This window comes from Mesorhizobium sp. M0306, from assembly GCF_040321655.1.
Lineage (GTDB): Bacteria > Pseudomonadota > Alphaproteobacteria > Rhizobiales > Rhizobiaceae > Mesorhizobium.
In genome coordinates, this window is the sequence record NZ_JAMYRY010000065.1 from 1 (window position 1) to 9341 (window position 9341).

General features: G+C 58.8%; 7 protein-coding genes and 4 pseudogenes. 5 read left to right on the plus strand and 6 right to left on the minus strand.

Annotation, left to right across the window (positions count from 1 at the left end; translation table 11 throughout):
- On the plus strand, positions 1–737 hold a 737-nt coding region (locus NKI95_RS33570; RefSeq protein ID WP_502909290.1), incomplete at its 5' end, for a calcium-binding protein.
- 155 nt (positions 738–892) lie between these two features.
- Here the strand turns inward: NKI95_RS33570 and NKI95_RS33575 are convergent.
- Positions 893–1046: pseudogene (locus NKI95_RS33575) on the minus strand (efflux RND transporter permease subunit); the annotation flags it as partial.
- Positions 1047–1332: 286 nt separating this feature from the next.
- Here NKI95_RS33575 and NKI95_RS33580 point away from each other — a divergent pair.
- On the plus strand, positions 1333–2388 hold the full coding sequence (locus NKI95_RS33580; protein ID WP_352722126.1) for an IS4 family transposase: 1056 nt from the start codon (positions 1333–1335) through the stop codon (positions 2386–2388).
- A 331-nt stretch (positions 2389–2719) separates the two neighbouring features.
- Here NKI95_RS33580 and NKI95_RS33585 read toward each other — a convergent pair whose 3' ends face one another.
- Positions 2720–2941, minus strand: a complete 222-nt coding sequence (locus NKI95_RS33585; RefSeq protein WP_352722127.1) for a hypothetical protein — start codon at positions 2939–2941, stop codon at positions 2720–2722.
- Between the two features lie 12 nt (positions 2942–2953).
- Positions 2954–3790, minus strand: coding sequence for a TIR domain-containing protein (locus tag NKI95_RS33590; RefSeq protein ID WP_352722130.1), 837 nt, complete (start codon positions 3788–3790; stop codon positions 2954–2956).
- 132 nt (positions 3791–3922) lie between these two features.
- Between NKI95_RS33590 and NKI95_RS33595 the strand changes: the two are divergent.
- Both NKI95_RS33595 and NKI95_RS33600 read left to right on the plus strand, forming a co-directional pair.
- Positions 3923–4727, plus strand: a pseudogene (locus NKI95_RS33595) (type IV secretory system conjugative DNA transfer family protein); the annotation flags it as partial.
- Positions 4727–5011, plus strand: a pseudogene (locus NKI95_RS33600) (transposase); the annotation flags it as partial. The pseudogenes NKI95_RS33595 and NKI95_RS33600, both read left to right, overlap by 1 nt.
- A gap of 610 nt (positions 5012–5621) precedes the next feature.
- Here NKI95_RS33600 and NKI95_RS33605 read toward each other — a convergent pair.
- From NKI95_RS33605 to NKI95_RS33615, 3 genes and pseudogenes are all read right to left on the minus strand, one after another.
- Positions 5622–5973 (minus strand): annotated as a pseudogene (locus NKI95_RS33605) (alkanesulfonate monooxygenase); the annotation flags it as partial.
- 51 nt (positions 5974–6024) lie between these two features.
- Positions 6025–6156, minus strand: coding sequence for a hypothetical protein (locus NKI95_RS33610; RefSeq protein WP_352722131.1), 132 nt, complete (start codon positions 6154–6156; stop codon positions 6025–6027).
- Positions 6153–6929 carry a Crp/Fnr family transcriptional regulator gene (locus NKI95_RS33615; protein WP_352722133.1) on the minus strand — a complete coding sequence of 259 codons (777 nt, stop codon included), beginning with the start codon at positions 6927–6929 and terminating at the stop codon, positions 6153–6155. The genes NKI95_RS33610 and NKI95_RS33615 overlap by 4 nt, the downstream gene beginning before the upstream one ends.
- 470 nt (positions 6930–7399) lie before the next feature.
- Here NKI95_RS33615 and NKI95_RS33620 point away from each other — a divergent pair, with 470 nt between their 5' ends.
- A complete protein-coding gene (locus tag NKI95_RS33620) occupies positions 7400–8686 on the plus strand; it encodes an exopolysaccharide biosynthesis polyprenyl glycosylphosphotransferase (RefSeq protein WP_352722134.1) in 1287 nt (428 codons plus the stop codon).
- Positions 8687–9341 lie beyond the last annotated feature (655 nt).

The window sequence follows — 9341 nt, forward strand, 5'->3', positions numbered from 1 at the left end:
GCTATGCGCTTTCGGCCGGCTCGGAGATTGAACTTCTTGCCACCACCAACGCGTCCGGCACGACGGCAATCAACCTCACCGGCAACGAGCTCGCCCAAACCATCCAGGGCAATGCCGGCGCCAACGTGATCAACGGCCGCGGCGGCGCCGATACGATGACCGGCTATGGCGGCAACGACACCTACTATGTCGACAATGCCGGCGACAAGGTAAACGAGGCTTCGGGCGGCGGTCACGACAGGGTGTGGACCTCTGTGAGCTATGCGCTTTCGGCCGGCTCGGAGATTGAACTTCTTGCCACCACCAACGCGTCCGGCACGACGGCAATCAACCTCACCGGCAATGCGTTCGCCCAAACCATCCAGGGCAATGCCGGCGCCAACGTGATCAACGGCGGCGGTGGCGCCGATACGCTGACCGGCTTTGGCGGCAACGACACTTTCGTCTTCAATAGCATCCTTGGCAGCGGCAATGTCGACAGGATTACCGACTTCAACTCCTCGCAGGACAAGATCCACCTCGACGATGGCATTTTCAAAGGGCTTCCGGTTGGGGCGCTTTCCCAGGCTGCTTTCTATGCCGGGACGGCAGCGCACGACAGTTCCGATCATATCATCTACAATAGTGCAACCGGGGCGCTCTCTTTCGACAGCGACGGGATCGGCGGCACAGCTCAAACACAGTTCGCCACGCTTTTCCCCCCATCTCTCTCGGCAGCCTCCTTCTACGTGACCTGAAGAACCGACGGGGAAGCGACATCGCGCGAGGCGCTGCTGTGACGAACAAGGACCAAGTGGACAACCAGCACCCCGCCAGCCTCTTTCGTTAAGTGCAGATGTGCTGGCATGGACTGTAGCGGTATCGAGGACGCTCCCCAGATACAGTTCGTCACTTACCGTGGTGGCGAACTCTTGGAACAGACGGCCGACAATGCCGCCCATCAGCAAGAGCGGGATGAACACCGCGACGAGCGAAATGCTGATCGACAAAACCGTGAAGCCGATTTCGCACGCGCCCTTCAATGCGGCATGCAGGGGCTTGGAGCCACCGGAGCCCTCGAGCCAAGGTATTTCTTCGCTGGAACTAGGGCGCACGACGCCGACGACCACATCGTCTATGACAAGGTTACGGGTGCGTTGTTTTATGATTCCAACGGAAACGTCGCAGGCGGCGTGACACAGCTCGCGACGCTGACGAACAGGCCGACGCTGCTGGCCGACGATTTTTTCGTGATCTGATCCGGCGCCTACGGCGGTGCGCGTGAAAACGAGATCTCACGGTACACGACAGTCAGGGTGAGAACGGGATTCCTCAGCAAAAGGATCTTCGCCCATGCCACTGATTCATTCCGCTCTCATCGAGACGTTAGGTTGGCACTTTGCATTGAGCAAGAGCCGGCTTGTGACGCTTGCAGCGCTGATCGCCGGGCTTGCCCAGTCTCGCAGCGTCAACCTTTCGCATCTGGCCGTGCATCTGTGCGGCCCGGCGTGCCATGCCTCGAAATATCGGCGGCTACAGCGGTTCTTCCAGTTCGTCCGGCTCGACCAGGCCGTGGCGGCGCGGCTCGTAGTGCACATGCTCAACCTGGAGCGACCAAAGTATCTGGCGCTCGATCGCACCAACTGGAAGCTTGGATCGCGCGACATCAACATCCTGATGTTGGCGATCGTCACAAGGCACTTCCGGGTGCCGCTGCTGTTTGCCTTGCTACCGCATCAGGCCAACTCCGACACGGGTCACCGCATCGCACTGCCGCGCCGTTATCTTAGCCTGTTTCCTGCTGCCTCCATCCGCTGCCTGCTCGCCGACCGTGAGTTCATCGGCGCCGAATGTATGGATTTCCTCAACGAAAACAATATCCCCTTTGCCATCCGGGTGAAGGTCGACATGACCGTTACCCTCGAGGACGGTCGCGCATGGTCGCTCGCCACGCTCTTGCGGCGCAGGCGGGCCCGATGCGCAACCCTCGTCGGGCACATCAACGGCACAGTAGGCGCCACGCGCGAGCCTCTTCGTCTTGCCGCCAAACGCCTTGGCAACGGCGAATGGCTGATCGTGGCCACCAATCGCCCCGATCCGAAGCAGCCCCTCAACGACTACCGAAAGCGGTGGGGTATCGAATGCCTGTTCGGTGATACCAAGACACGAGGCCTCAATCTCGAGGACACCCACATCACCAATCCCGAGAAGCTCGCAAGCCTCATCGTCGTCGTCATGCTCGCCATCACATGGGCCTATCGATGCGCCACCCAGACCCATGGCATGAAGGCCATACCGCGCAAAAGCCACGGTAGACTGGAGAAGTCGTGGTTCCGTATCGGTCTCGACGCGCTGGAGGAACTGGATACTCAACAGCCCCAAAGCAGCTGCCCATGCATGGCTCGCTAAAGCACCCCGAAGATCGATTACGGTCTCAAAACACGTCTGAGTCGTGTACCGTGAACGAGATCACGCGACACCACTGTAGCTTCTTGTTTGCGCATCGCTTTGTTCGAAAAACCGGTGATCACTTTTTCGAGCGATGCACTAGCTCTACTGCGTCATAAACTGTGTTGGATCTCTTTGGCAGCAGGGATATCGTGTGATGTTATCCTACAACGTCGCTCCGACCGATCCAGTGCCCGTTCGTGACAGCTAGCGAGAACAGCGCCCATAAGCTCCGGCAAGGCCGCTGGTGGCTTGTCCCGTGGTGGGCGAAGGAGATGCCGAACGCCTGATTTCAGGCGATCGCGATCGACTTCCAGCGCGCCAGCCGCTCTGCGATCAACTCCGCGCGCTGGCGATCGTCGTTTCCGTCCAGGATGGCCAAATCCGCCGGATCGGCGCGCAGGTAGACACCGGACGTCCGCGCGTTCACGCCCTCGGGGCCATCCGAACGGGTCGTAAAATACCCGGCGGCGCGATCGACGGACTCCAGCAGGATCTCTCCCGTACCGTACAATTTTGCGGTGCATTAGGGTCGCGGGGCCGTTCTCCGTTCCAGTAGTAGAAAACGCCGGCAGGCTCCTTCCTCTCCTTCAGGGCTTCGCTCCAGTATCTGGCGGACAGAGTGCCGTCCTCCTGCCATGAGCGGCCACGCAGCTCCAGCGTACCGTCGAGGGCTCGCGAGATGCGCAGGAGGCCTTACAGCGGAAGGCTCTCGCGGGCCGCGCGCCGAGAGGGAGAATTGCCACCACAGGCCCTCAATGCGTGCGAGGCGGCCCTCGCTCTCGATGGCCTTTCGAAGCTTCTGGTTGATGGTCCGCATCTCGGCAGCGTTTGTCGCTTCGCCATATCGTACGCACGTCAATCCGAGGAGATCGGTCGGAAGCTTCGAACCGCTCGCATGCAGTATGAAAGTTCGGCGCAAGCCGAGGACGCTGCTGAAAAGACCGGCTTCGAAGACGACATTGTCGCGCGGAGAAGCCTGGCCGGAACCAGCGGGAGGGGAAGCGGGCAGGCTGGCCGTCGTCCAGTCGTCGCGGGCGAACACGAACGCCGCGAAGTCCACTTCACGCGTAAGCTCGAGGAGACGGTCAGCGTGGTCGTGCCCGGATTGAAGGATGTCGTCCAGGGATCGACATGCGCGACGTCTTCGAGGCCGGGCGTCAGCGCCTGCACCAGCTTCATCTGCGCTCCCGGCGAGCCAAGGAAAATGCGGGGCTTGTTCATCTATTCCCTCACTAAAGCAGGTCGTACCACCGCCGTCCCCGCTGCCACGGTGTCTCAACCACGCTGAATGCGCAAGACACGCACGGAAACGATCCCCGCCCGCGGCCGAGTCTATAGGGTACTTGTGGAGAGCAGCCACCGAGAGAACTGCACTTGCGCGCGCGTTCAGCGTTAGGCTGTCGCGACCTGAAATGACCTGCCGAGGTGGAAGGAGCCCCGCTAGTTGGCGACGGCTCGCAAGGGCTAGTCCCGATTTGAACCGCTGAGGACCTTTGCCAGCTATGCGCCACCGATCTTCGTCGAGGGCGCATTCATCGCCGCCTCTGGCGGCTTCACTCCATCGCCGTGGCGATCGGCATCTCGGTCTGGCGGGCGCGCGAGGCGAAGAACGTCGAGACATACGGATCGGCGCGCTGGGCGAAACCGAATGAGGTCAAGTCCGCCGGTCTGCTCGGCGCTGACGGCGTGGTACTCGGCATGTTCGATCGCGATTATCTCCGTCACGACGGGCCGGAACATGTCCTGTGCTTCGCGCCAACGAGAAGCGGCAAAGGCGTCGGCCTCGTCGTGCCATCGCTTCTCACCTGGTCGGGCTCGGCCATCGTGCACGATATCAAGGGTGAGAACTGGCAGCTCACGGGAGGATTTCGCGCCAGGCACGCCAGGCACGGGCGGGTGCTGCTGTTCGATCCCACGAACAGGAAGTCCTCCGCCTACAACCCGCTTCTCGAAGTGCGCCGCGGCGAGTGGGAGGTGCGTGACGTCCAGAATGTCGCCGACGTGCTGGTCGATCCCGAAGGCCCGCTCGAAAAGCGCAATTACTGGGAGAAGACCAGCCACTCGCTGCTCGTCGGGCGATCCTGCACGTACTCTACTCCGAGCCCGACAAGACGCTGGCCGGCGTCGCGGGATTCCTATCAGACCCAAAGCGGCCGATCGAGACCACTCTGGCAGCGATGATGACGACGCCGCATCTCGGAGAGATCGGCCCGCATCCCGTCGTCGCCTCAACGGCGCGCGAGCTCTTGAACAAATCCGACAACGAGCGGTCTGGCATTCCCTCCACCGCGATGTCGCTCAAGCCGTGCTGCTGCTGGACCGAGCCGGATGGCACACCACCGGCAATCTCGTCTGGCCAAAGAACATCACGCCGATCCTGCTGCCATCGCGCTCTCCGGAGCTCAATCCGGTCGAGCAGGTCTGGCAATATCTGCGCGCCAATTTCCTCTCCAACCGCGTCTTCGACACATATGACGACATCATCGACGCTGCCTGCGACGCATGGAAAAGGCTTGCCGCAAAGCCCGACGCAATCACCTCAATCGGAATACGGAAGTGGGCACATTCAGGTCATTTGTGAGGGCCGTTGGTATAAGTTAGCGTAGCGCCCTGCCCTCGCCTAGGCCTGCAAAGCCCTCATCCTAGATTCGGCGGCGGCGTCGTGAAAAGACATGCACACGGCGGGATTACGCCGTGTACGAACATTGGCCCTGCACCGGAAAGCAGACACGCGCAATGCGATTGCGAGCAGACGGGTTCGCGAAATGTCGCGATCAACCGTGAGGCTGGTGCACATTCATCTCGACCTATCTTGATCACGCAGGATTAACCCTGCGTACCCGTCTGGCGGCCCCACTTGGAACTACATGCCGGAAAACGGTAGCCATGAAGAAGGGGAACGTGCGGCGCGGCGATCAGGATGAGAGGTCTCTCCCAGATTGTCGCGCTATAGGAACGCTTTCGTCGTAAAGCTGAGCAAGAGGACCATCAAACGTGCTGCCTGATAGTTATCGGCTCTTGGCCGGCGCAGGTTCAAATCAGGGACGCGCAACCATCGATACTGACATTCACTGATCGTAGTGATCTGAAAAAACTGAGCCGCATCTTGTTACCGGTAGTCTTAAGGCCCCGCTCCCCTCATCACGACGCTGGAAGCAGACGACGCACGCCCGAGACTGGCTCGTGCGCAGCGCCGACGGCCGATGGTCGCCAGCCACGTCTCGCCGAACGGCCCCAGTTCAACGGCCGTTGGCCGCGTCGAAACCTCGTGATCGAGCGGCAAAAGCGGCAGCACCAGTTCGCCGAAGCGATAGGCTTCCTCCAGATGCGGATAGTCGGGCAGGATGAAGGTATCGATCCCAATGCGCGGTATTCGTCGATCCGCTCCGCCATTGTCGCCGCGTCGCCGACCAGGGCGGTGCCGGCGCCACCGCGCTAGGCCGACGGCCGGCCCACAGGGTTCGGGCTGATTTCGAGTTTGTCGCGACGGTCCCCGTGCAGCCGGCCCATGCGCGACTGGCCGGCGGAATCCATTCGCGAAAACCTTCTGCGCCTTTGAAAGGCTACGATGACTCAGAAACCCTCCGCTCTCAATTAGCCCAATTCTGTCTCATTGGCGCTGACGCCGGTGAGAAGGCGCATATGTCCGGTGCGGCGACTTACGACGCCGACGAGAAGGACTTTACCGAGGGATGCGAGGACGACCGGCACCACTTCCGGTTTCATTGTCTCCCCGGAGCATGCCACGGAGATGCTCGAGCACGTGGGATATGCATCATTGAACGATCAAAGGCGATCTCGCCAAGAGCAACAGACTCTAACGCGGCGCGATTGAGGATCGTCAGCGAGCCATGGTCGTATCGCGTCATATACCGCCGTTCCCATTCTCTCAGGCAACGATTCACTTTCGCTCGAGAAGCCGGGACCATTGCCGCGAGGTCGGTCTGCGAAATGTGGATACTCAGAGCTCTATCCACGGTAGCCGTGCTGTGCGGCCTCTCTGTCAATCGCAAGAGCGTGCTCGCCAATCGAGTGGATAGGGCACTGGCCGCACTGTGGATCACTCGCTCCTGCGCGTCGTGGGTTGCTTCGCACAAGTACGGGATCACCTTTAATGCGAGATCGGGGTGTTTGTCGAAGACCCTAACCATGAAAGCTACTTCGATTTGCAGCAAGTCGCTGTCCGCAACTGACTCAGCATTCATGTTACTTCTTCGCGTGATGAACAATCTAGTCAGGTCGAAAGTGTCACCGGGACCAAGATCTGCAAAGATGAATTCTCGTCCGTCCGAGAGGGGAGCACTAAGCCGAATTTTTCCTTGAATTATGTAGTAAATATAAATTGGCACGTCGCCAAGGCGAGTTAAGATTTTATTCTTCGGAACCCTTCGCAGAACGGCGACTTTCGCCAGTTCACTAAGAATATCTTGGTCAAATTGCTGAAATAAGCGTATTTTATCGAGCTGTTTGACCCGAACCTCAGCGCCGCACTCTGCCATGGCTACTGCCCCCCTGATAGGGTAAAGCGCCCCGGTCCCTTAAAGCGTTGCCTTGACTAACTCTTAGAACGAGTCCGATTTCGGGCCGTTCTCGCGCAAGAGCGCTCAGACAGAAGTGTTACCATATTAGGATAGCATAAAATAGTCACTCCTATGTGCCCGGGGTAACAGCGACCCTGTCTCTGAGAGAGTTTAAATCAAATGTGATCGACTGAAAGCCGTTGGGATAACCCCCTTCTATGGGACGGCGTGTGCCATGCCCCAAGAAGGAGAAGGGATACAACAGGATTCGGGGGCTTGTCTCCATGCGGCATGCACCAACCCAGGCGTCGCGTGCGTTCTTGAAGCGGAGCGTAGAACCGCTACGGCTTCCTGTGGGAGCAGTTTGCGTGTTTCTTGCAACTGCTGATTTCCTCCTCGGAGAGACAATACTTCTTGCGTCAAATGACGTCTATCATAGGTACGTCGGCGTGAGCCCGCCAGATATTTGGGAGACGATTTATCTAAGTGTTACCGCCGGCCTATTGCTTGTCGCATTCATGGGGGCCAGAGGCGCCTACACCATCAGTGGCATCCTGGACGATCACCGCGTGATCAAAACACTCTTCACCGGGTGGCTATTCGTTTTCTTTTCAATTCTCTGGCTCGCCTTTCTCACGAAGACGACGTCGACGTTCTCCCGCGGTTCCTTGACGCTGGCGTTTGCGGTCGGATTCCCAACCCTGCTGCCTGGCCACGTGGTTCTAGCGCGTGTGCTGAAACGGCTTCTGGCCGCCGAGAAGCTCGTCCTGCGCACAGTTTATCTGTTTTACGCTGGCGGTCCTGGAATGGAAAAGGGGATAATCGGCAAGCTCGGGCAACAGGGCATCGCGGTTTGCGGCGTTTCGAACATCGAGAACCATGATGGCACGATCGCAGCACGATCGGTGCAAGCCGCCGTCGCAGCTGCGCAGGCTGCGTTCCGTAGTGACCCGTATGGGGCAGTTTATCTCTTTTGCTCTTGGGATCAGCGGAAGTTGATCGCAGGCATCCTGGACGAAATGTCCCGCCTCCCGCTGCCGATCTATCTTTTCGCCGATGCCTACATAGATAAGATTCTGGCCGGATGCCCGCTTCACACCGGCTGGCAGCGAGCCTTCGAAGTCCAGCGCGCGCCTTTGAGGCCTGCCGAACGCCTGCTGAAGCGGTTATTCGACGTTGCCTTTGCATCACTGCTACTGCTGTTCCTGTTTCCGTTGATGGCCGTAGTCGCGTGTGCCATCGCGCTGGAGAGCGGTCGCCCAGTGCTGTTCCGGCAGACGCGGCGGGGTTTTTGTGGTAAGCCATTCAATATTTACAAGTTCCGATCAATGACCGTGCAGGAGAACGGCGCGGAAATTCGCCAGGCTCAGCGTAATGATGCGCGGGTTACCCGACTTGGCCGAATATTGCGCCAGTCAAATATCGACGAGCTGCCGCAGTTATTCAATGTGCTTCGGGGGGAAATGTCCCTCGTGGGGCCGCGACCCCACGCCGTCGCTCATGACGATACCTATAGTACGATTATTGCGTGCTATGCTTATCGCCATCGTGTAAAACCCGGTTTGACAGGCTGGGCTCAGATCAATGGCTTTCGAGGGGAAACGAAGGAGCTGTGGAGGATGGAAAAACGCGTAGAGCATGACCTCTGGTACATACAGTCCTGGAGCGTGCAGCTCGATCTTAAGATAATTTGGACAACCGCTGTACTGGTGCTTTCGGATCGTAATGTCTATTGATGTATAGCAGCTTCTCAGCCTCAGAAGCGGCATGGATAGGCAATCCATCGTCCGGGATTGAACTGATAGTTTTGATTTTGATGCTCGAGCGATCCCGCGCCAGTGAGTATATAGAGCCCCAAAATTCGGGTTCGCGCCGGTTCAGTCGCCGGATCTTTATGAGCGCATGATTTCTTCTGGCGCGGGAAGTGGATTAGGAAAACCTGCTGACGGCGCGGCCGCCTTCAATAAGAAAAACTGTGCAGCCTATAAGCTTCGGCTCGACGACATCCGGTTCTCGATTTCCTTTAGGATGTTGGTTGCGCGTGCGATGCGGCTATACTTGGCCAGAAAGTCCGCCTTCGCCTGTAGGCCAATCTGATCCCGAAACACCTCGTTTTCACGCAGCCGCTGATGGGCCTTGACCCAGTCAGACGGGTTGTCCGGCGACACCAGAACGTTGTTGACGCTATCCCTCAAGACTTACGGATAGCTGGCAGGTCGGAGGATACTATGGGTTTGCCGTGCGCCATATATTCGAAGAGCTTGAGCGGCGACATTCCCTCAGCGATATTTCGACCGCCGCCCTGGTGACCTGCCACGGGTAATTTCCTCCATCTGAGATTAGAGTCCGGCCTCGATTGAAGGACGGACTGATGAAGAGAAAGCGGTTTAC